This window comes from Antrihabitans stalagmiti (assembly GCF_016482825.1).
GTDB classification, from domain to species: domain Bacteria; phylum Actinomycetota; class Actinomycetes; order Mycobacteriales; family Mycobacteriaceae; genus Antrihabitans; species Antrihabitans stalagmiti.
Map to the genome: position 1 here is coordinate 713,256 of NZ_JAEMNV010000001.1, position 19,913 is coordinate 733,168.

Genomic DNA, 19,913 nt, shown 5'->3' on the forward strand with positions numbered 1-19,913 from the left:
GGCGAGATCTTCGGGCTGTTCAGGACACCTTCCACGGTTCTCGCGGCAGTGGGTGTCCGGTCTCCAGCAACGACTTCAGATTGGACAGAACTGCCGCCCAACCGCTGGCGGCACGGGCGCGATCGGCGGCGTCCGCGAGGTCCTCGTGCGTCACGGTGAGCCGCACGATTGCATCGTGGCCCACGATGTCGAACGTGACCCGCGAGGTGTTGTCGGGGGTTGGGTTGTCGGGGTCGGCCCACGTGAAGACAAGCCGATTCGGCGGTGAGCTTTCCACGATGGATCCGATTACGTCGACCGTTCCCGACCCGTCCGTTCGGCTGTGTTCCCAACTCGAGCCGGCCTGCCAGTCCGAGACGTTGCTGTGCCCCCAGTACTGGGCGGTGATGTCGGCGTCTGTCAGCGCACGCCACACCACCTCGGGTGTGCTTTCGATGTAGATCACGTACACATGTGACGGTTTGTCTGCCATGTCTTGCTCCGCTCGTTGTTTGAGACCGGCGAGCAGGCGCAGTCGCGGCCGCTCGAACTTGTCGATCCATCGTTCCTGAATCTCTTGCAGCGGAACGGGATTGAGGTAGTGCAGCTTTTCCCGCCCACGCCTGACCGTGCTGATCAGATTGGCCTGGATCAGCACGCCGAGATGTTGCGTCGCCGACTGCCTTGCCATTCCGAGCCCGTCGCACAGCTCCCCGAGGGTTTGACCGTTGCGTTCGCGCAAGCGATCGAGCAGCCCACGGCGGGTGCGGTCGGCGAGCGCTTTGAAGACCTCGTCCATATCTGATCCCACTACCGCACTTTATGCAGGCATTTACCTGCCTGTCAATCGGCACAAGCTGCAAAAAAGTAAGCGCCCGGCCAGCTGGCCGGGCGCTTACTTTCGAATGTCGAGCTGGGCTACTTCTTGTCGTGCCCCTTGAAGTCTTCCATCGAGCTGTACACACCGACGCCGCTGAGGAACATGTCGCGAAGCTTCACCGGCAGCACGCCGCCGAGGAACTTGTTGAGGCGTGAGGTCCACGGGAGGATCAGGAACGGTCCACCCTTGATCATCTCGGACCAGGTGTCGTTGACCACGGCTTCCTGCTCCAACACCGGCGTCAGGAAGATCTTCTTCGTACCGTCGAACATCCCGGTGTTGATGTAGGTCGGGCAGACCGTCGTGATTCTGATGTGGTCGTGGCCCGCCTGCTCGAGCTCGAGGCGCACCGAGTCCGACCAACCGACAGCTGCCCACTTCGATGCCGCGTACACGGCCATACGTGGGTTGGCGACCAACCCGGCCGAGGACGCGATGTTCACGACGCGCGACTCAGCGCCCGACGCGATCATGCCGGGCAGGAACTCGAGCGCAACGTACATGGGCCCGAGCGAGTTGATCGCAACGGTCTGCTCGATGTCCTTGCGGTTCTCGGTCTCCCAGAAGTATTTGTTGCCACGGACGATGCCCGCGTTGTTGAACAACACGTCGACGGTGCCGACGTTTTCACGTACCGACTTCGCCGCCTCGGCGATCGAATCGGCCGACGACACGTCGACCTTGTAGGTGTGGATCGTGCCGCCCGCAGCTTCGAGTTCGGCGGCGGTTGCCTTCAAGGCCTCTTCGTTGATGTCCCACAGCACGACGGCCGCGGCCTTTTCTTCGACCGCTCGCGTGGCGAACAGTTTGCCGAGTCCCATGGCACCGCCGGTGACGAGCACGGTCTTGTTTTCGACAGTCTTCATGTAGCTGGATCCGATCGTTTGCGAGGAGTAGGTGGTCTGCTGAGTCGGCTATTTCACGCCGAGGAAACGCATGGCGCGCAACGCGAATGTCATCGTCTGTGCCCAGGTTTCGTCCGACATACCGGGCAGCGGAGCAACCGGAAGGAGGTGCTGGGCTGCGATCGTCTGCGAGTCGACGTACTTGAGGATGCCTTCGGACCCGTGCCTGCGACCCGTACCCGAATCGCCGAGGCCGCCGGACGGTGCATCGACGCTTCCCCACGCTGCGATGAAGCCTTCGTTGATGTTCACCGCGCCCGAGTTGAGTTGCGCGGCGATCGTACGGCCACGCGATGTGTCGCGGGTGAAGATGCAGGCGTTGAGACCGTAGGACGTGTCGTTGGCCTGCTCGATTGCTTCGTCGTCGCTGTCGACGCGGTAGATCGAAACAACCGGACCGAACGTCTCGTCACGGTAGACAGACATCTCGGGCGTGACATCGGCGAGAACGGTCGGCTCGTAGAAGTACGGGCCGAGATCGGGACGTGCCTTGCCGCCCGCAAGTACCGTCGCACCCTTCGCCCTTGCGTCCTCGACGTGCGCGCTGACCGCTGTGAGCTGACGATCGAACGTCAGCGAGCCCATGTCGCTGTTGTAGGCGAGGTCGGCACCGAGTTCCATCTTGGCAACCTCGGCAAGGAACGCCTTGACGAATGCGTCGTAAGCCTCGGTGTGGACGTAGATACGTTCCATCGACTCGCAGAGCTGACCGGCGGAGCTGAAGCATGCCCGGATCGCGCCTTCGGCCGACTTCTTGATGTCCGCGTCGGCGAGAACGAGCATCGGGTTCTTGCCGCCGAGCTCGAGCGAGTATCCGATAAGTCGGCTTGCTGCCTGTGCGGCGATGTGGCGTCCGGTCGCCGTCGAGCCTGTGTAGTCGACATAGTCCGCGCGCGAGATCAGCTCGCCACCGATGTTGGAACCGCGTCCGAGGACAACCTGCCAGACGCCGGCGGGTAGACCAGCGCGCTCGGCGAGCTCGTTGGCCCACAGCGCGGTCAGTGCGGTCTGGTTGTCGGGCCGCGAAATGACGGCGTTGCCTGCGATGAGCGCGGGAATCGCATCCGACGCCGAGAGCGCGAGCGGGTAGTTCCACGGGGAGATGATCGTGACGACGCCCTTGGGACGCTTGATCTCGTTCACCTGTGTGAGGAACAGCAGGAGACCGTTGCGTCCACGCGATTCGAGCAGCGACTTCGACGCGTTCGCGTAGTACCGCGCGTTGATCGCAACATCGCCGACCTCGTCGAACGCGTGCGTGCGTGCCTTGCCCGTCTCGATCTGGAGGATGTCGAGGATCTCGGACTGCTCGCTGAGGATCAGATCGTGGAAACGCTTGAAGATCGCCGTGCGCTCGCTGATCGGGCGTGCGGCCCATTCCCGCTGCGCGATGCGTGCGGTTGCGAATGCCTTGTCGATGTCCTCGATCGACGACTGCGGAAGATCGACGATCTTGCTACCGGTGGCCGGTGCGGCAACCTCGACCGAAGGCGCACCCCCAGCGACGGCCCGTGCCGCCAATCGCTTCACCAGTTCTGCGGGAAGCGCCCGCTCCGAGCTGGTCGAACTGTCGGTGCCGGTGGGCTGTGGGATCACGGTGGTCAATTCGAGGCCCTTCGTTGGACTGCACTGCGGGTGGACATGTGGTGCGGTGGAGCTGCACCCGTCGCTGGGATGTGTTCAGTTCGTTTCCGAACGTATTTCTCGAACATTGCTGTTCAGCTAACAGTGATGTTAGTTTAATCACGGAGGTGCCATGGATGTCAAGGTTTCGGGTGCTCGTCGCGGGCGCCCGCCGCAGACCGCCGAAGAAGCCGAGCGCGTGCGAGCTCATATCGTCGCTGCCACCGGCGAGGTGTTCACGCGGGTCGGGTCGCACGGTTCGAGCGTCGCGCTGATCATCGAACAGGCGCAGATCGCTCGTCCGACGTTCTACCGCTATTTCGCGAACGCCGAGGAGCCGCTGCACGTGCTGCTGTCGGAATCCGACGACGCGTTGATCGACCGCGCTACCTTTGCAATCGAGTCGGCCGAGAACGAAGTGGCCATGGCGATCTCGGTCATCGACGCGTACCTCGATTGGGCGCGCGCGCACGGACCGATGCTGCGCCCGCTGTTCGGTGAGCTATACGACGCCGCCTCCCCCGTCTCACAACACCGCGAAGTGGCTATCGACACCATCAGCCGATTGGTCACCAAGAAGATCGTCGAACTCGGTCGGCCGCTGCCCGACCCGCTCGACTTGGACGCGCTGCTCAATTCGTGTGCCTACCTGGTCTACCGCGTGTCCTCCACCGACAATTCCGATCCCGCAACGGTCGAACGTGCGCGGTCGACGATGATTCGCATCGCGATTGCCACCCTCGGCCAACCCGACGATCTGCTGCGAGCCCTGTCGGTTCCGGGGGTGTTCCGTACCGAAAACTGAGGCGGCTCCGCCGCTCGTGCGTCTTTTCGGCGCGCCCGCCCTCCAAAAAGACTCACGAGGCGCGCAGCGCCCTCGTGTCGATTTTGCCGATTCTCGTTCGTATAGAAGATGAACCCGGCACAGGGCCGGGCATACGGAGGAGGATCGCGATCATGGTTCAGTACCTACTCAGCGTCTATCAACCCGACGGACCGACACCCGACCCAGCAGTGCTCGACGAGATCTCACGCAAGCTGGACGTCCTCAACGACGAGATGCGCGCTGCGGGATCGTGGGTGTTCGCCGGCGGATTGCATCCGGCGGCGTCGGCAACGGTGGTGCGCCACAAGGAGTCGGGGCCACTGATCACCGACGGACCCTATGTCGAGGGGAAAGAACACCTCGGCGGTTTCACTATCGTCGATGCCCCCGATCTCGATGCAGCCTTGAGCTGGGCCACCAAATTGGCCGCCGCGACAACGCTTCCCATCGAAGTCCGGCCATTTCATGGCGAACGCTGACGCAGCCGAGACGCCCGCGCCGGTGGCGTCACACCGCGACATCGAGGCGGTGTTTCGTGCCGAGCACGGGCGAGCGGTCTCGGTTCTGGTCGGCACGTTCGGAGACATCGATATCGCCGAGGAAGCCGTGCAGGAGGCGTTCGTCGCGGCGGTTCGACGTTGGCCGTCCACAGGTCTGCCGCCGAGTCCCGCAGGATGGATCATCACCACCGCCCGCAACAGCGCAATAGACCGCTTGCGTCGCGAATCGTCACGACTGGATCGATACGAGAAGGCGGCGTTGCTTCACGCCGATGACGAACCCGCTGAGGAGGGTGCCGTGGGTGACGACAGGCTTCGACTGATCTTCACCTGCTGCCACCCTGCGCTCGGTCCCGATGTTCGCGTCGCACTGACCCTGCGGTTGCTCTGCGGCCTCGGCACAGCCGAGATCGCACGAGCATTTCTTGTTCCCGAATCGACGATGGCGCAACGAATCGTGCGAGCCAAGAACAAGATTCGAGATGCCAGGATCCCTTTTCGGATCCCCGACGAGGCCGACATCGACGACCGGCTGCGATCGGTACTGGCCGTCGTCTACCTCGTCTTCAACGAGGGGTTCAAGGCGAGTTCGGGAGATTCACTCGTCAGGGCGGACCTGTGCGGCGAGGCGATCCGCCTCGGTAGAGTTCTCGTGGCTCTGCTGCCAGACGAGCCGGAGGTCGTTGGACTCCTTGCGATGATGTTGCTGATCGATGCCCGCCGGGAAGCCAGGACGACGAGCGACGGCGCCATCGTCCTGCTCGCCGACCAAGACCGCACCCGCTGGAACACGCGGTCGATCGAGGAGGGGCAGGCGCTTGTTCGCGCATGTTTGCAGCGAAATAGTCCGGGGCCGTATCAGATTCAGGCTGCGATCAACGCCGTACACACGGACGCACCATCCTCCGCTGCAACAGACTGGTGGCAGATCCTCGCGCTGTACGACCAACTGCTTGCCATCGCACCCAACGATGTCGTGGCGTTGAATCGTGCGGTCGCCGTCGCCGAGGTGGACGGTCCGCAGGTCGCGCTCGAGTCGATCGACGCCCTCGACCTGGACGATTTCTATCTGTTCCATTCGATTCGTGCAGCGTTGCTCGTGCGCCTCGGCCGCACGAACGACGCTGCTGCCGAATACGATTCGGCGCTGGCGCGGGTGTCCAATTCGTCCGAGAGACAATTTCTGATCGAGCGGCGCAGCGCGCTCGTGCTCGAAGCTGGCGGCTCACGATGAGACGTCGTGTTCCGAGTCGGTCGAAACGACTGCATCGGTCAGACATGCTCCGAGATCATCACGGCGACGGTGTCGGATTCCAGCGCCTTGAACACGTGGGCCAAGTCGCCGGGGTAGGCGATGTAGTCACCCGGACCGAGTTCGATCGGGTCGGTAGCAGGACCGACAACGGCGCGTCCGCTGCTGATGACGACGTGCTCGACCACGCCGGGCATGTGCGGATCAGACTCACGGGGTGTACCAGGCTGCGCGGTGATCAGATACAGGTCTCGGCGGGCGTTGGGCGGGCACGAGGCTAGGAGCGTCGCGATGTAGTCGGACTGTTCCGATGCGACAGCGGGTCCCTCCCCCGCGCGAATCACCTGAACTCTCGGAGTCGGCGGTTCGACCAACCGCGCGAATGGGACGTCCAACGTCACGCTCAACGCCCACAGGGTTTCGACACTGGGATTGCCCGTACCCGACTCCAGTTGCGACAGCGTCGATTTCGCGATTCCAGCCCGACGCGCAACTTCGGCGAGCGAGAGCCCGGCGCGTTTGCGTTCCCGCTGCAGCGACGCTGCAATGACAGCGAGGGGCGCACCAGTGTTGCGATCCATGACAGTCCTTTGCGGGTTGACGAACACCTTCTCCGTGTTCAATATATACAGCTATGCGTTCGATATGGCGAACATTGGATAGAAGCCAAGCCCGCGACGTCGGTCTGGTGTGCCTCGCCGACGGCATCGTCGGCATCTCGTTCGGGGCGATCGCAGTGGGCGCCGGCTTCCCGATCTGGTTGCCGATGCTGTTGTCGGTCATCGTGTTCGCCGGCGCAGCGCAGTTCATGTTCATCGGAATCGTTGCCGCAGGGGGCAATCCGATCGCTGCCGTCGCGGCAGGCATCCTTGTCAACGCCCGCCACCTACCGTTCGGTTTCGCCATCGGCGACGTCATCGGGGATCGATGGAGCGAGAAGGTGATCGGCGCACACCTGATGATCGACGAGTCGGTGGCGTTCACTCTTGCCCAACGAGACCGCGCCAAGCGCAGAGCAACCTACTGGCTGACCGGTATCGGGCTCTTCATCTGCTGGAACCTCGGAGTCGTTGTCGGTGCAATCGGCGGATCCGCGGTCGGAGACACCGACGCGTTCGGTCTCGACGCCGCCTTCCCCGCCGTGCTGCTTGCGCTGATCCTGCCGTCGTTGCGCGATCCTGCTACGCGACGTGCCGGGCTTGCGGGCGGCGTGATCGCCCTCGCGACAACACCTTTCCTACCTGCCGGCGTTCCGGTTCTGCTGGCGCTCGCAGGTGTACTCGTCGGATACTCGACCCAACGAAAGACTGTGTCATGACCAGCTCGACTTCCCTGATCGCCGCGACGTTCGTCTTGGGCGCAGGGACTTTCGGCTTTCGATTCGCCGGGCCGGCGCTGCGGTCGCGTGTGCGCATTTCACCGAGTAGCGAAAAGTTGATGGCGACCGCGGCCGTGGTACTGCTCACCGCACTCGTCGCAACAGCCGCCCTCGTCGACGGTCACGACTTCGTCGGTATCGCGCGGCCGGCCGGAGTCGCCGTGGGCGGCGTACTTGCTTGGCGCAAAGCACCTTTCGTGCTAGTCGTGATTGCTGCCGCCGCGACGGCCGCGGGGTTGCGACTAGTCGGCATACCCTGACATCACGGACGTCACGCTGGATCCTCGCCCGCGGTATACGCCGCGAGCGCCCGCTCGGCTGCGAGCGCCGCGACGTCTTCCGGAGTACCAGCCGCGACGTTCGCCTGATACCAATCCTGATTGCTGAGTGTCATGAATCGCAGCCCCTCTGCCGTCGCGAGCCACTCCGCGCTCTCGCTCGGCAAGACTGCGGCCCCCGGATGCAGATGGCCTGCCAACCCAAGCAGGCTGAGGTCCCAACCGATTCCGACCGCCGACGGGCCGAACTGCGCCCAGATGTCGTCGCCGACGTGAGCGATGTGCTCGAGCTCGAACCGGGTCCGTTCGCTGCTTTCGGGGCTCAGTCGCACTTCGATCCAGCTGACGTCGCCACCGTATTCCCAGGTTGCGCTGAATCCGGTGGGCGGCGTACAGGTTTGGATCGTTCCGCTCGCATTGCCCTCGAGTTGGTACCTACCTCCCTGCACCAGGTCTCCCGTGATCGGCAGGAACCATCGCGGTATCCGCTCCACGTTGGTACATGCGTCCCATACGTCGTCGACGGTCGCGTCGTAGACCTGACTGATCACCGTTACTCGCGCCTCCCCCGCCTCGAGTGTTCGAGCGCCTACGCGACGTTGTACGGCGCTGATCTGGTGGGTCACGTCGATCATGAGATGTCCTCTCCTCGAGAATCACGAAGTCGTCGTTCACGTTTACCGCGCGCGAGTTCGGTACCCAACGCGTCGAGCCGGGGTGTCCAGAAGCCGCGAAAGCGGTCGAGCCAGGCATCGACGTCGCGCATCGGACCGGCATCGACGGCGTAGATCCGCCGTGTGCCCACTGCACGTACGGTCGCGAATCCGGCCTCGCGCAACACCTTCAGGTGTTGAGATACTGCAGGCTGACTGATACCGAACTCGGCACGCACAGCATCGGAAATCGCACCCGATGTCGCCTCGCCGTCGGCAAGCAGTTCGAGAATCCTGCGCCGAACGGGATCGCCGAGGATGTCGAATGCGTGCACAACCATGTTGTATCAGTATCTTCTTATATAAGTCAAGAATGATAATCAAAGGATGTCGAGCTACGTCGCATCGTCTCGACGTCCCCTCCGAACAAGCAAGGCGCCGACCACGAAGGAGATCTCGACATGACCGACGTCAACTATTGGGCTGTACTCGTATCCGCTGCAGTCGTATTCGTCTTGGCATCGGTGTACTACGCCGTGTTGGCGAAGGTATGGCAGCAGGCAAGTCCCGCGGCCGCCGATGTTGCACCGGCAGCATGGAAGCCGCCTGTCGAATTCGTCCGCAGTCTCGTGCTGGCCTACGTGATCGCCTACCTCGCTCACGAGATGGGGATCGATACCTGGAACCGCGGCGCGGTGTTCGGGCTGGTGCTGTGGGTCGGCTTCCCCGCCATGCTGTGGAGCGGCGCGATGTTGTGGGAGAACACATCCTGGCGACTCGCCGCACTTCACGCCGGTGACTGGCTGATCAAATTGCTGGTCATCGGCGTGATAGTCGGCGTGTGGACCTGAAGGCCGTCGAACTACGCGGCGAAGGCCGCGTAACGGCCGTTCGCACCGATCAACGTGTCGTGATCACCGGTTTCGACGATGCGGCCGTGATCGAGAACGACAATACGATCTGCGTCGCGAACGGTCGAAAGCCGGTGCGCGATGGTGATCGTCGTCCGACCGCGGGACAACCGGTCGAAAGCCTGCTGTACGGCGCGTTCGGTCTCGGTGTCGAGCGCGCTCGTCGCCTCGTCGAGGACGAGCACCCGAGGATTTCGCAGCAGCGTCCGCGCGATAGCGATGCGCTGCTGCTCGCCGCCGGAGAACCTGTGACCCCGGGATCCGACCATCGTGTCGTAGCCGTCCGGAAGATCGACGATGAAGTCGTGCAGTTGCGCAGCACGGGCGGCTGCCTCGATCTGCTCGTCGGTTGCATCGGGTTTCGCGTAGCGCAGGTTCTCGCGAACCGTTGTGTGCAGGAGATAAGTTTCCTGGCTCACCACGCCGACGATGGCGGACAGATCGGTCAGCTTCATGTCGCGAACGTCGACGCCGTCGATCGTCACGCGTCCACTCGCAGGGTCGTACAGGCGTGCAACCAAGGCGGCGAGGGTACTTTTACCCGATCCGGTCTCCCCGACGATGGCGAGTGTGGTGCCTGCTGGAACGTCGATGTCGACGTCGACCAGTGCGGCCGTGTCGCTACCCGGATAGGCGAACGTCACCGCATCGATGCGAACGTGACCCGACATTCGAGCCGGGTCGACCACAACAGGATCGGCCGGATCGTCCACGTCGATGGGCAGGTCGAGGTACTCGAAGATCCGTGCGAACAAAGCGAGTGAGCTGGTCAGTGCCACACCGACATTCAACAGACCCATCAGTGGTCGGAAGAGTCCTGCCTGCAGTGCCGTGAAGGCGACCAAGGTACCGATCGTCATCGTGCCTGCGGTCATCGGCAGCCCGGCGCCGAGGTAGATGATCGCGGGAATGGCCGCGAAGATGATGCTCATCGACGCCATTCGCCATCGTCCGGCCAGTTCCGAGCGCAGTTCGAGATCGATCAGGCGAGTCGACGATGCCGTGAAGCGATCGATGAGTGTGCCTGCAGTTCCCATCGTCTTGCTCAGCTGCACCCCGCTGATCGACAGTCCCTCCTCGATCGTCACGTTGAGGTCGGACAGTTCACGCTGGCGCGCGGCCGTGATGGCGCGACGCATCTGTGCGACCTTGCGCGTCAAGTAGATCGCCGGCGGCATGACGACCAGAGAGATGAGCGACATCCGCCAGGACAGTGCGGCCATCGCGACGGCGGTGGCAATGGCCGTCGTCAGATTGGACGCGACCGAACTTGCCGTCGACGTCACCACCGATTGCATGCCGCCGATGTCGTTGGTGATTCGTGATTGGACCTCACCGGTCCGGGTGCGGGTGAAGAAGGCGATCGACTGGCGCTGCAGGTGCGCGAATACATCTGTCCGTAGGGCGTGCATCACCTGTTGACCGATCTTCGTGCTGATCCAGGTCTGCACGACACCGAGGACCGACGTCACTGCAGCAACGGCCACCATTCCGGCCACCAGCCAGGTCAACAGCGGAACGTTCTGTTTCGGCAGCGCTTGATCGATGACGGCGCGCAACAGGAACGGTGAGGCCATCGCGACGATCGACGACGCGACGATGATGCCGACGACGACGCCGAGCGACCATCGGTAGGGAACGAAAAGTCTCCAGATTCGGCGCAGCGATACGTCGCGCGCCTGCTGCTTTTCGTCGGCGCTGACAGTTCTGCGCCGACCGGGGCCACCGGATTGCATTATGTCCGTGTCCAAGTTCCACCCCTTTCGAAGAAGATATGCTGAGGTTACCTCAACATGAGGGAACAACAGCAAATTTTGTTACGCTATTCCCCATGGCCGAAGACCGTGGCAAACCCGCACTGTCGGAATTGTTCTGGGGTGTCACCCGCCGGCTGCGGCATGCCTGGCGTGAAACGTTGACACCGTGGGACATCGCGCCGTCGCAGGCCCGCGCGCTCGGCGTGTTGGCGCGGCACGGGACGATGCGACTGCGCGACCTCACCGATCACCTACATATCGCAGCACGCTCGACGACCGAGGTCGTCGACGCATTGGAAGACCGCGGCCTCGTCGAACGGGTGCAGGACCCCGCGGACCGACGGGCCACACTGGTAGCGCTGACCGCCGCAGGAACCAGCACGGCAGCGGCAATTCAGGACGCACGAGACGCCGAGGCAGAGGCGTTCTTCGGCGCTCTCGACGAGTCGGATCGCGAGCACCTGACCCGCATCCTCGGAAAGCTGCTGCACTAGCCCGTGTCTGCCGGTCGGTGCGGCGCGGGTGCCGACGATACGGTTGACCGACAGATCATCCCGTCGACGAGACGGCGATGCTTGTGACGTTTCGGAGGAGGCTTGGGAGAATGGGCTCACGGGAGTCACGCGTCGGCTCACGGTTCGGTCCGTACGAACTGCGGACACTGCTCGGCAAGGGCGGGATGGGCGAGGTCTACGAGGCGTACGACACGGTGAAAGATCGCACCGTCGCAGTGAAGATCCTGTTCGAAGACCTTGGCAAAGATCCGACCTACCAGGAGCGGTTCCGCCGCGAATCGCATTCCGCGGCGCGGTTGCAGGAACCACACGTCATCCCGATTCACGACTGGGGCGAAATCGACGGTGTCCTCTACATCGACATGCGGTTGGTCCGCGGTCAGGATCTACGCTCGCTCCTGCGGCAGACCGGACCCCTTTCGCCTGCTCGTGCCGTCGCGATCGTCGGCCAGATCGCCGCAGCATTGGATGCTGCCCACGCGGACAACCTGATTCATCGTGACGTGAAGCCCGAGAACATCCTGATCACCGGCGACGACTTCGCCTATCTCGTCGACTTCGGAATCGTCCGCTCCGACAACGATTCCAAGCTCACGTCTCTCGGCGAGACCATCGGCTCGTATGCCTACATGGCGCCCGAGCGTTTCGACGACCTGCCGACCACCTCCAGCGCCGATGTGTACTCGCTGGCATGTGTGCTCTACGAATGCCTCACCGGATCAAAGGCTTTCGGCGGAACGAGTGTCAATCAGCTGATCAGAGCGCACGTCGTCGGCCGACCTCCCGTGCCGAGCCGAGCGCGGCACGGAATCCCGATCGCCTTCGACGAAGTGATCGCGCGCGGAATGGCGAAGGAACCGATCGACCGGTATCGCAGCGCAGGCGAACTGTCACGTGCCGCCTACGACGCCTTGAGCAACCCCGATCGGTACACCGCCAGCGAAATCGTCGATCGATCCGGCGACGCAACCACCGTCAACTTCACCGACGACCGCACGCGGACCTCTCGGCCTGCGCCGCGACCTGCCCCTCGACCTGACCCGACACCGCCGACCCGGGTGAACACTCCCGCGCCGCAACAGTTCTGGCCTACGCCCGCGCCGCAGAGCTATGGGCCCGCGCCAGGTCCGATGACGCCGAATCCCATCACGTCGTACCCGCCGCCACCGGTGCCACCGTCGCGCAACTCCAACATCCGGCCGGTTCTGCTCACACTTCTCGCGGTCGCGGTCGTTGCCCTGCTCGGCGCAGGAGCCTGGTTCGCGGTGACGCAGACGTCGAAGGACGACAACGCGACGACAGCTACCAGTGCGGCCACTCCCCCGCCGGAGACGACCGAGCCTGCGACGCAACCGGATTCGACAGATCGGCCGACCACCACCGCCCCGCGGACCCCGACGACACAAGCGTTGCCGCCGCTGTCGGGCTCGGTCTCGGGAGCGGACGACCAAGGCTTCGTCGACGTGTCCGGCGCCCGCTGCAACGACACGAATCAAGCCTTGGCAATAGGCCGGACCCCCAGTTCGACCGTCGTGGTGTGCAGAACCGGTGTCGGCCGGATGTACTACAAGGGCGTTCGATCCAGCGATGGAGCCAGCATTGCCCTCGACGATCCGCAGCAGGTAGGCGCGGGGTTCGTCGTCGTCAACAAAACCGACGGCACGCAGTACCGCATCGACTCCTCGTCGCTGACGATCGTTCAGAACGGCACGATCGTGGCATCGGAGCCGATGGTCGAGTACGCGTCACGCTGACCGCCTGCAGCCCTGATTCGCGACGAGGATATTCACACCTGCGATGATCGCGCGCAACGCCGACTCGACACCGTCCGCGGCAATTGCCATCGCCCAGTGCCGTCGACCGTTGTGTTCGCAATAGACGAAGGTCGCCGTACCCTCCGCGACGCTCTGCTGGTGAAACGACAGCACCTCGACGCCACAACCGGCGTCGTAGAGGATCGAACTCAACGCCGCAATCGGGCCCGGAGCACTGACTCGCGTGCAGCGGCTGCGGCCGTCGATGTCCAGCGTCGCCTCGTAGTCGCGCAGTCCGGTCGATCGGGGGTCGACGGTCCATCCGGCAAGACGAAGCCGACCGGCGATCGGGCTGTAGCGCTCGAGAAAGTCGTTCCAGGTCAGTCCCGCCGATTCGGCGCGCAGCGCACGCGGTAGCGGGGTGGAAAAACGATCGGTGAACGGATCCGAGGATGCGGTGGAAAAGCGTGTGATGGTGTTCATCGTGGTGGTCTTCCGAGATGAAGGAAGGACCGGTAGGTAGCACAACGACCCGCAGCGGGGGTCGGTCCGAATCAGACCCCGCTACGGCGGTGTACTACGAGCACGCGCTTCATAACCGAAGACAGTAGAGAAGCCACGGCCGACACGCAACCGCACCGTCGCGGTACGCCGCGTGTGCCGCGTGTGCCGCTGGCAAACTAGAACCATGTCGACGCCTCGATGGCTGCTCTGTGCAGTTGCGCTCCTCACTGCGATAGGCGTCGGCGGCTGCACGATCCCGACCCGCGAGGATGCGGCTACGACATCTCTACCTGCAACGTCTCTTCCTTCGACTGCTCTCTCCACTGCGGCGACGACACCCACCACGTCGCACCCGGCACCAACGCCGACCGAGGTAGCTGCACCGCCCCCACCCGGCGGTCCGGTGGCCGCGCCCGCGCCCTGCCTCGCGTCGGCGATGAAGCTCGATTGCGATATGCAGCAACGAATTTCAGCTGCCAACGCCTACATCGCGACCCGTCCGGGCACGGTCGGCTACGTCGTCGGAGATCGGGTGACCGGAGCGTCCTACCGTAACGACGGCGCCGATACGCCTGTGTGGACCGCATCCACGATCAAGCTGGCCATGGTCGTCGACCTGCTCACCCGTAATCGCGCAGGCTCCATCACGCTGACCGACGAAGATCGCGACGAGATGCAACGAATGCTGCATTCATCGGACGACGAGGCCGCCGACGGCCTGTGGTTTCGCTACGCAGGCGATGATCACCTCACGTTCAACAACAACTTTCCGACGTACGGAATGCTCGATCTGGTCCCATACGACGGCTTCATCGAATATTTCCCTTATTGGGGCTTCCAACAGTGCACTCCGGAAGACCTGGATCGCCTCATCAACTACGTCCTCACCCGCATGGACCCGGCCGACACCGCGTACATCGTCGGCGAAATGCAACGGGTCGACCCCAATCAGCAGTGGGGCGTCTGGGGTGCTGGTCGCGCAGCGGCGCCGGGCAACAAGGACGGGTGGTCGGAGGAATCGACAGGTTGGGTCATCAACTCCGTCGGATTCGCGGGACCCGGGCAGCGGTACACCCTGGCAATCATGAACTCGCTCAACGGCGAAGGCAGCTTCGACGACGGAACCGAGACGGATTCGCGTGTCGCCCAGTTGTTGTTCGAAGGCAGATCCTGACCGCGGGCGGTTTCGGTCAGCCCCGTGGTCGCAGCATCGCCGGATGCAGAGTCCGCGCGTCGCCGCGGACGTAGAGCCGCGCAGGCCGACCGCCGTCGCGTGTCGTCGTCGAACCGCTCGGTTCGACGAAGCCCGGTGTCGTCGTGACTTTGCGGTGAAAGTTGCGCGGGTCGAGCGTTGTCCCCCATACCGTTTCGTACACCCGTCGCAGCTCGGCGATAGTGAACTCCGCAGCGCAGAAGGCCGCGGCCAGCGGGGTGTACTCCAGCTTGTTGCGGGCTCGCTCGACGCCGTCGGTGAGGATGCGATGGTGATCGAACGCCAACGCGTCAGGCTGGGCGAGCACATCGGAAACGGTCAGCAATTCGACTGCGGCAGCGTCACTTCCGGCAACCGGATCAGTCAGCGTCGGCGTCAGCGCTAGGTATGCGGTCGTCACGACCCGCCCCCGCGGGTCACGGTCGGGTGCGCCGTAAGTCGCCAACTGCTCGAGGTGGACGTCGGACGAGCGCACACCGGTCTCTTCCTGAAGCTCGCGCGCTGCGGCCTGCAGCAGATCTTCGTCGTCGAGCACGAAGCCGCCAGGCAACGCTCGCCGACCCCGAAACGGCTCTACTCCCCTACGAACCGCGAGCACAACGAGACGGTTCTGCTCGATCGTCAGGACAACGAGGTCGACGGCAACAGCGGCGGTCGGACGCAATCGATTGGACACAGCCACATCATAATCGTCGACTTGACGATAAGTCACGAAGCCAGTTATCGTCATGTTGACGAAAAGGAGTGGTTATGGCCGACATCACGAAGTTCTGGTTCCTGCGACACCTGCGGGCCAACCCGACCGCACACATCCGCCATCTGAACAGGGCGCGACTCGCGCACGACGGCACCGGGCAGGCCTTCTGGTTCCGGCCGCTCAACGCGGCCGTGAGCGAGATTCCCGTCGACGACCGCGAACAACCGCTGCTCTTCCACGCGCGCACCGTCGACTTCCAGGACGTCACCGTGCAAGCCACCATCACCTACCGGGTGGCAGATCCCGCAATCGCCGCTGCCAGAATCGATTTCAGCATCGACCCCGACACCGGCGCATGGCGTGCACGCCCGCTCGAACAGGTCGGCGGACTGCTGACCGAACTGGCGCAGCAGCACGCCCTCGATCTCGTCGCGCGAATGACGTTGCCACAGGCCCTAGCGGAAGGAATGGCGTCGGTCAGGGAACGAATTGCCCGCGGACTCGGCAACGATCAGCGCATCGTCGATACGGGTCTGGCAATAATCGACATTCGCGTCGTCGCAGTGCGCGCCGAACCCGATGTCGAACGCGCGCTGCAGACCCCGATGCGCGAGCAGGTGCAGCAGGACTCCGACAAGGCCACCTTCGAACGGCGTGCCCTTGCAGTCGAACGTGAACGTGCCATCGCGGAGAACGAATTGCAGAACCAGATCGAACTCGCCAGACGTGAAGAGCAATTGGTTGCGCAGAAGGGACAGAACGAGCGGCGACGCGCAACGGAAGCGGTTGCTGCGAACCAGGTTCACACCGAAGCGAAGGCCGCGCAGCAACGACTGCTCGCCGACGCCGAGGCAGACTCGACCCGAGTTGTCGGACTTGCGGCAGCAGACATCGAAACGGCACGGTTGGCCGCCTATCGCGATGTCGACACACACATCCTCCTGGCTCTGGCAATGGAGAAGCTGGCAGGCAATCTGCCGGAAATCGGCACTGTCAACGTCACGCCAGATCTCGTCACTGCGCTACTGAGTCGTCTCGCCACAGCGGGGACCTGACATGGCACTGCCTCCGCGCGCGGTGATCGTCTACCGCACAACCGAATTCGACGAACTGCTCAGCAGCCACGGCACGAGGGCACAGGCAGCGTTCTTCCTCGAGACGCGTGGCAGAACGCTCGACGAGGTCGAAGCCCGGCACAACGCGACCCACTCGGCGCTCGCACGCGTGTCGTCCGCGGTGCCGATCGATTGGCGACGCGGGCAGGTCGAGCGTAAAGATCTGAGCCGCTTCGTATTCGGACCCGAGGATGTCGTTGTCGCCGTCGGACAGGACGGGTTGGTCGCGAACGTCGCCAAGTATCTCGACGCCCAACCCGTCGTCGGCGTCAACCCGGATCGCGAGCGCAATCCCGGCGTTCTCGTCGCTCACCAGCCCGGCGATGTTCGAAAAGCCCTTGCAGCAGCTGCAGATCCGGCGAAGTCGACAGGGCGGACCATGGTTCAGGCACGGCTCGACGACGGGCAATCGTTGCGCGCACTCAACGAGATCTACGTCGGGCATCCGTCGCATCAATCGGCGCGCTACCGCATTCGCACGCCGGACGGTCGCGAGGAACGTCATTCGTCGTCGGGCGTCCTTGTCGGGTCGGGCACCGGCGCGACGGGCTGGTGCCGATCCGTGTGGTTGGAGCGGGCCAGCTCGTTGCACTTGCCCGCACCCGAGGCAGAAACGCTGTGCTGGTTTGCGCGGGAGGCGTGGCCCTCCCCCGCAACCGGAGCCGATCTGACCGAAGGCCTGATCGGCGCGGGCGAGGAGTTGACGATAGTGGCCGAGTCCGATCTGGTGTTGTTCGGCGACGGCATCGAATCGGACACCCTCACCGTGTCGTGGGGTCAACACGTCGTTGTGTCCACCGCAGCGAATCGGCTGAAAATCGTTGGGCGGCTACGCCGCTCGTGAGTCTTTTCGGAGGGCGGGCCCTCCGAAAGGACTCACGAGCCCGAAGGGCCGAGGTCGGCAATCAGATCGAGCAGCTGGTGCAGATTGGACCGCAGGACCGGGAGCCGAGACAACGAGATGATCCGCTCGAGCAAGGGGGCTACGCGCCGGACGAGGAGCCTGGTTCGGGCTTGGCCAGGGCTGGAGTCGTGTACCCAGAACAGCACGACACCCATGTGCGCGAGCCACAGCAACTCGGGTAGCTCGGCAAGCAACCTTTTGTCCGCTTTGATGACACTGCCCTCGACGACACTGCGCATGATCGCGGTCGAGGCTTCGCGGGCCTCTCGGCTCTCCTCACTGAACGGACTCAGTGGGCTGGTCGGTTCGGCGGCGATGGCGAAGAACTTGCCTGCGAACTGGTGATACGGCTCGGCGACGTCGAGAAACAGGTTCTCGGTGAGTAGCCATCGCTGAGCCAGTGAGGTCGTCGGCCCGAGCCGACCGCGCACGGCCTCTTCGTGCAGATTCTGCATCCGTACATAGAAGCCCTGGACCAGTTGATCCTTGGACGAGAAGTAGTAATAGGCGTTGCCGAGGCTGACGCCCGCTTCCGACGCGACCGCTCGCATCGTCGTCTTGGCGTAGCCCTTCTCCTCGAACAGGCGAAGGGCTACGTCGACGATCCGCTGTCGGGTTTCTTCACCACGAGCGGTGGACGGTTCGGCCGGGTTGGTCACACCCACATCTTGCCCCGACCTCACCGCGTCACCGTGGCACCGCGCTGGTTCAGTGCGCGGGCGCGGGGGGTACGGGCCCATACGGCACCGGGACCATCGGCCGCTGCAGGTATTGCGGTTCCTGAGGCAGCTTGCGACCGCGACGCAGCCGTGCCAGCACGACGAGATTGCCGAAATGCAGCACACCGAGGCCGAGAGTAACTGCGCCGAGCTTGCCTGCCAGTGCTTCGAACGCCGCTCGCGCGGTGGTGACGTCACCGTCGATGCGAAGCACAAGGGCTATGTAGCCGACGTTGATCAACCAGAACCCGACGACAAGCAGATGGTTGACGGCGGCTGCCGTTTCTTGGTCACCGTCGAATGCCTTGACGAGGAAGGATCCCCCGTTGCGGTAGAGCAGGCGTGCGACGAAGAACGTCAGCGCAGCACTGACAGCGACGTAGACGGCATAGGTGATGGTGATGGTGTCCATCGGATCTCCTTCGAACGCAACTTGAACATGTTCAATTAGCGTAGCAGCTATTTGAACATGTTCAAGTATGGAGGTTTCCTAGGACGTCGGCTGGTCGCCTCGCTGCTCCCAGCCGCGTTGCACCGCGTCGTACTCGGCTTTCGACAACGTGGCAGCGAAAGCTTCCAACGCCCCGAGGGCGTCGGGACTCTGCATCAGGAGTTCGCGGATCGAAGCAGCAACGGCATCACGCCGACTGCGAGACGGTTGGTAGTAGTACGCGCGTTGCCGCTTCTCACGCTCGACCCAACCCTTTTCGTGCAGGTGGGTGACGACTGTGAGGACGGTTGTATAGGCAAGGCGCTTGGACTCACCGAGACGGTCGACGAGATCGCGGACGGAGAGATACTCCGTTGCCGCCCACAATCTGTCCATCACCTCGGCTTCGAGTTCACCGAGATCTTTCACTGCTCGACTACTGCGCGATCGGTCCGGCGAGCTGGATGCCACGCGAGACAAGCCAGCCGAGCGGATCGAGCTTGGCGCCACCGGGTGCCCAGACCTCGAAGTGCAGGTGGGGTCCAGTCGACTGACCACGGTTGCCGACAGTTGCGATCAGCTCTCCGGCGCGGACGTGCTGACCGGCGACAACCCTTGCCTCGTTCACGTGACCGTAGACAGCGATGGTGCCGTCGTCCTGCTGGACGCGGACCCACATACCGAAGCCCGAAGCAGGGCCTGCCTCGATGACCACGCCGTCGGTGACGGAGACGATCGGAGTACCGATGGCGTTGGCGATGTCGATGCCGCCGTGCAACGTGCCCCAGCGCGGCCCGAAGAGCGACGTGAGTAGGCCGACCACAGGCACGGCCGACCTCGGTCGGTGCGCTTCAGCTTCGCGGGCCGCATGGAGAGCCTCGTCGATGCGTTGGGTCTGCGCGGCCATCCAGTCGGCATGATCTGCGCGAATGGCCTGCTCGTCGACCGCGGCGTTCTGGTCGTCCTGCTCTGTTCCCGACGGCATGGCGGCCGCGGACGAGGCGCCGAGCAGCGTGCCTGCTGCGACGGTTGCGGCGATCAAGCGGCCGGCCTTCGAGTTGCGGCGAGCTGCACGGTTGGGGCGATTGGGTAACGAAACGGTTTCGAACATGGGATCGAC

Annotated in this window: 24 protein-coding genes; 11 read left to right on the plus strand and 13 right to left on the minus strand. The window is 63.7% G+C overall.

Features of this window, described 5'->3' with window-relative positions; all coding sequences use genetic code 11:
• Window positions 1–19: 19 nt before the first annotated feature.
• From JGU71_RS03320 to JGU71_RS03330, 3 genes are all read right to left on the minus strand, one after another.
• The gene (locus JGU71_RS03320) at window positions 20–778 is read right to left on the minus strand and encodes an ArsR/SmtB family transcription factor (RefSeq protein WP_199702848.1); all 759 of its coding nucleotides are present in this window, start codon (window positions 776–778) and stop codon (window positions 20–22) included.
• A 119-nt stretch (window positions 779–897) separates the two neighbouring features.
• Entirely contained in the window at window positions 898–1,725 is an 828-nt protein-coding gene (locus tag JGU71_RS03325; RefSeq protein WP_199701918.1) for an SDR family oxidoreductase, read from the minus strand.
• Window positions 1,726–1,773: 48 nt separating this feature from the next.
• Window positions 1,774–3,369, minus strand: coding sequence for a succinic semialdehyde dehydrogenase (locus tag JGU71_RS03330; RefSeq protein WP_233528591.1), 1,596 nt, complete (start codon window positions 3,367–3,369; stop codon window positions 1,774–1,776).
• A 151-nt stretch (window positions 3,370–3,520) separates the two neighbouring features.
• Between JGU71_RS03330 and JGU71_RS03335 the strand changes: the two genes are divergently transcribed.
• From JGU71_RS03335 to JGU71_RS03345, 3 genes are all read left to right on the plus strand, one after another.
• Window positions 3,521–4,192 (plus strand): TetR/AcrR family transcriptional regulator, encoded by a 672-nt coding sequence (locus JGU71_RS03335; protein WP_199701921.1) that lies wholly within the window; start codon window positions 3,521–3,523, stop codon window positions 4,190–4,192.
• Between the two features lie 152 nt (window positions 4,193–4,344).
• Window positions 4,345–4,692 carry a YciI family protein gene (locus JGU71_RS03340; protein ID WP_199701924.1) on the plus strand — a complete coding sequence of 116 codons (348 nt, stop codon included), beginning with the start codon at window positions 4,345–4,347 and terminating at the stop codon, window positions 4,690–4,692.
• Window positions 4,679–5,947 (plus strand): RNA polymerase sigma factor, encoded by a 1,269-nt coding sequence (locus JGU71_RS03345; RefSeq protein WP_199701927.1) that lies wholly within the window; start codon window positions 4,679–4,681, stop codon window positions 5,945–5,947. Before JGU71_RS03340 ends, JGU71_RS03345 begins: the two co-directional genes overlap by 14 nt.
• Window positions 5,948–5,985: 38 nt before the next feature.
• Here JGU71_RS03345 and JGU71_RS03350 read toward each other — a convergent pair whose 3' ends face one another.
• Complete coding sequence (locus tag JGU71_RS03350; protein ID WP_199701930.1) at window positions 5,986–6,546, minus strand: helix-turn-helix domain-containing protein; 561 nt, start codon at window positions 6,544–6,546, stop codon at window positions 5,986–5,988.
• Between the two features lie 53 nt (window positions 6,547–6,599).
• Between JGU71_RS03350 and JGU71_RS03355 the strand changes: the two genes are divergently transcribed.
• Together JGU71_RS03355 and JGU71_RS03360 are read left to right on the plus strand one after the other, a co-directional pair.
• Entirely contained in the window at window positions 6,600–7,283 is a 684-nt protein-coding gene (locus JGU71_RS03355) for an AzlC family ABC transporter permease (RefSeq protein ID WP_199701933.1), read from the plus strand.
• The gene (locus JGU71_RS03360; RefSeq protein ID WP_199701936.1) at window positions 7,280–7,603 is read left to right on the plus strand and encodes an AzlD domain-containing protein; all 324 of its coding nucleotides are present in this window, start codon (window positions 7,280–7,282) and stop codon (window positions 7,601–7,603) included. Before JGU71_RS03355 ends, JGU71_RS03360 begins: the two co-directional genes overlap by 4 nt.
• 11 nt (window positions 7,604–7,614) lie before the next feature.
• On the opposite strand, the gene JGU71_RS03365 is transcribed toward JGU71_RS03360, so the two are convergent.
• Together JGU71_RS03365 and JGU71_RS03370 are read right to left on the minus strand one after the other, a co-directional pair.
• The gene (locus JGU71_RS03365) at window positions 7,615–8,256 is read right to left on the minus strand and encodes an SRPBCC family protein (protein WP_199701938.1); all 642 of its coding nucleotides are present in this window, start codon (window positions 8,254–8,256) and stop codon (window positions 7,615–7,617) included.
• Window positions 8,253–8,609 (minus strand): ArsR/SmtB family transcription factor, encoded by a 357-nt coding sequence (locus tag JGU71_RS03370; protein WP_199702850.1) that lies wholly within the window; start codon window positions 8,607–8,609, stop codon window positions 8,253–8,255. The genes JGU71_RS03365 and JGU71_RS03370 overlap by 4 nt, the downstream gene beginning before the upstream one ends.
• Before the next feature lie 126 nt (window positions 8,610–8,735).
• On the opposite strand from JGU71_RS03370, the gene JGU71_RS03375 reads away from it, so the two are divergent.
• Window positions 8,736–9,125, plus strand: a complete 390-nt coding sequence (locus JGU71_RS03375) for a DUF1761 domain-containing protein (RefSeq protein ID WP_199701940.1) — start codon at window positions 8,736–8,738, stop codon at window positions 9,123–9,125.
• An 11-nt stretch (window positions 9,126–9,136) separates the two neighbouring features.
• Here JGU71_RS03375 and JGU71_RS03380 read toward each other — a convergent pair whose 3' ends face one another.
• Entirely contained in the window at window positions 9,137–10,921 is a 1,785-nt protein-coding gene (locus tag JGU71_RS03380; protein WP_199702851.1) for an ABC transporter ATP-binding protein, read from the minus strand.
• A 95-nt stretch (window positions 10,922–11,016) separates the two neighbouring features.
• On the opposite strand from JGU71_RS03380, the gene JGU71_RS03385 reads away from it, so the two are divergent.
• Both JGU71_RS03385 and JGU71_RS03390 read left to right on the plus strand, forming a co-directional pair.
• Window positions 11,017–11,436: a MarR family winged helix-turn-helix transcriptional regulator gene (locus tag JGU71_RS03385; RefSeq protein ID WP_199701952.1), complete on the plus strand. Its 420-nt coding sequence runs from the start codon at window positions 11,017–11,019 to the stop codon at window positions 11,434–11,436.
• A gap of 110 nt (window positions 11,437–11,546) precedes the next feature.
• Entirely contained in the window at window positions 11,547–13,211 is a 1,665-nt protein-coding gene (locus JGU71_RS03390; RefSeq protein ID WP_199701955.1) for a serine/threonine-protein kinase, read from the plus strand.
• On the opposite strand, the gene JGU71_RS03395 is transcribed toward JGU71_RS03390, so the two are convergent.
• Window positions 13,203–13,694, minus strand: coding sequence for an alpha-isopropylmalate synthase regulatory domain-containing protein (locus JGU71_RS03395; protein ID WP_199701957.1), 492 nt, complete (start codon window positions 13,692–13,694; stop codon window positions 13,203–13,205). The genes JGU71_RS03390 and JGU71_RS03395 overlap by 9 nt on opposite strands.
• Window positions 13,695–14,151: 457 nt before the next feature.
• Between JGU71_RS03395 and JGU71_RS03400 the strand changes: the two genes are divergently transcribed.
• The gene (locus JGU71_RS03400) at window positions 14,152–14,889 is read left to right on the plus strand and encodes a serine hydrolase (RefSeq protein ID WP_199702852.1); all 738 of its coding nucleotides are present in this window, start codon (window positions 14,152–14,154) and stop codon (window positions 14,887–14,889) included.
• A gap of 16 nt (window positions 14,890–14,905) precedes the next feature.
• Here JGU71_RS03400 and JGU71_RS03405 read toward each other — a convergent pair whose 3' ends face one another.
• Entirely contained in the window at window positions 14,906–15,604 is a 699-nt protein-coding gene (locus JGU71_RS03405) for an NUDIX hydrolase (protein WP_307829473.1), read from the minus strand.
• Between the two features lie 74 nt (window positions 15,605–15,678).
• Here JGU71_RS03405 and JGU71_RS03410 point away from each other — a divergent pair, with 74 nt between their 5' ends.
• Both JGU71_RS03410 and JGU71_RS03415 read left to right on the plus strand, forming a co-directional pair.
• Entirely contained in the window at window positions 15,679–16,680 is a 1,002-nt protein-coding gene (locus JGU71_RS03410) for an SPFH domain-containing protein (protein ID WP_199701963.1), read from the plus strand.
• A gap of 1 nt (window position 16,681) precedes the next feature.
• The gene (locus JGU71_RS03415; protein WP_199701965.1) at window positions 16,682–17,584 is read left to right on the plus strand and encodes a diacylglycerol kinase catalytic domain-containing protein; all 903 of its coding nucleotides are present in this window, start codon (window positions 16,682–16,684) and stop codon (window positions 17,582–17,584) included.
• 32 nt (window positions 17,585–17,616) lie between these two features.
• Here the strand turns inward: JGU71_RS03415 and JGU71_RS03420 are convergent, their stop codons facing one another.
• From JGU71_RS03420 to JGU71_RS03435, 4 genes are all read right to left on the minus strand, one after another.
• On the minus strand, window positions 17,617–18,303 hold the full coding sequence (locus JGU71_RS03420) for a TetR/AcrR family transcriptional regulator (protein WP_199701968.1): 687 nt from the start codon (window positions 18,301–18,303) through the stop codon (window positions 17,617–17,619).
• Between the two features lie 49 nt (window positions 18,304–18,352).
• Window positions 18,353–18,775, minus strand: a complete 423-nt coding sequence (locus JGU71_RS03425) for a hypothetical protein (RefSeq protein ID WP_199701971.1) — start codon at window positions 18,773–18,775, stop codon at window positions 18,353–18,355.
• 78 nt (window positions 18,776–18,853) lie between these two features.
• Window positions 18,854–19,222: a BlaI/MecI/CopY family transcriptional regulator gene (locus JGU71_RS03430; RefSeq protein ID WP_199701974.1), complete on the minus strand. Its 369-nt coding sequence runs from the start codon at window positions 19,220–19,222 to the stop codon at window positions 18,854–18,856.
• 7 nt (window positions 19,223–19,229) lie between these two features.
• Entirely contained in the window at window positions 19,230–19,904 is a 675-nt protein-coding gene (locus JGU71_RS03435) for a M23 family metallopeptidase (protein WP_199701977.1), read from the minus strand.
• Window positions 19,905–19,913: the final 9 nt, after the last annotated feature.

What these genes read in the sequence shown, in the direction of transcription:
- JGU71_RS03320 (WP_199702848.1), bottom strand. Translation starts at nt 778, where the DNA reads ATGGACGAGGTCTTCAAAGCGCTCGCCGACCGCACCCGCCGTGGGCTG.
- JGU71_RS03325 (WP_199701918.1), bottom strand. Translation starts at nt 1,725, where the DNA reads ATGAAGACTGTCGAAAACAAGACCGTGCTCGTCACCGGCGGTGCCATG.
- JGU71_RS03335 (WP_199701921.1), top strand. Translation starts at nt 3,521, where the DNA reads ATGGATGTCAAGGTTTCGGGTGCTCGTCGCGGGCGCCCGCCGCAGACC.
- JGU71_RS03340 (WP_199701924.1), top strand. Translation starts at nt 4,345, where the DNA reads ATGGTTCAGTACCTACTCAGCGTCTATCAACCCGACGGACCGACACCC.
- JGU71_RS03345 (WP_199701927.1), top strand. Translation starts at nt 4,679, where the DNA reads ATGGCGAACGCTGACGCAGCCGAGACGCCCGCGCCGGTGGCGTCACAC.
- JGU71_RS03350 (WP_199701930.1), bottom strand. Translation starts at nt 6,546, where the DNA reads ATGGATCGCAACACTGGTGCGCCCCTCGCTGTCATTGCAGCGTCGCTG.
- JGU71_RS03355 (WP_199701933.1), top strand. Translation starts at nt 6,600, where the DNA reads ATGCGTTCGATATGGCGAACATTGGATAGAAGCCAAGCCCGCGACGTC.
- JGU71_RS03360 (WP_199701936.1), top strand. Translation starts at nt 7,280, where the DNA reads ATGACCAGCTCGACTTCCCTGATCGCCGCGACGTTCGTCTTGGGCGCA.
- JGU71_RS03365 (WP_199701938.1), bottom strand. Translation starts at nt 8,256, where the DNA reads ATGATCGACGTGACCCACCAGATCAGCGCCGTACAACGTCGCGTAGGC.
- JGU71_RS03375 (WP_199701940.1), top strand. Translation starts at nt 8,736, where the DNA reads ATGACCGACGTCAACTATTGGGCTGTACTCGTATCCGCTGCAGTCGTA.
- JGU71_RS03380 (WP_199702851.1), bottom strand. Translation starts at nt 10,921, where the DNA reads ATGCAATCCGGTGGCCCCGGTCGGCGCAGAACTGTCAGCGCCGACGAA.
- JGU71_RS03385 (WP_199701952.1), top strand. Translation starts at nt 11,017, where the DNA reads ATGGCCGAAGACCGTGGCAAACCCGCACTGTCGGAATTGTTCTGGGGT.
- JGU71_RS03390 (WP_199701955.1), top strand. Translation starts at nt 11,547, where the DNA reads ATGGGCTCACGGGAGTCACGCGTCGGCTCACGGTTCGGTCCGTACGAA.
- JGU71_RS03395 (WP_199701957.1), bottom strand. Translation starts at nt 13,694, where the DNA reads ATGAACACCATCACACGCTTTTCCACCGCATCCTCGGATCCGTTCACC.
- JGU71_RS03400 (WP_199702852.1), top strand. Translation starts at nt 14,152, where the DNA reads ATGAAGCTCGATTGCGATATGCAGCAACGAATTTCAGCTGCCAACGCC.
- JGU71_RS03410 (WP_199701963.1), top strand. Translation starts at nt 15,679, where the DNA reads ATGGCCGACATCACGAAGTTCTGGTTCCTGCGACACCTGCGGGCCAAC.
- JGU71_RS03415 (WP_199701965.1), top strand. Translation starts at nt 16,682, where the DNA reads ATGGCACTGCCTCCGCGCGCGGTGATCGTCTACCGCACAACCGAATTC.
- JGU71_RS03425 (WP_199701971.1), bottom strand. Translation starts at nt 18,775, where the DNA reads ATGGACACCATCACCATCACCTATGCCGTCTACGTCGCTGTCAGTGCT.
- JGU71_RS03435 (WP_199701977.1), bottom strand. Translation starts at nt 19,904, where the DNA reads ATGTTCGAAACCGTTTCGTTACCCAATCGCCCCAACCGTGCAGCTCGC.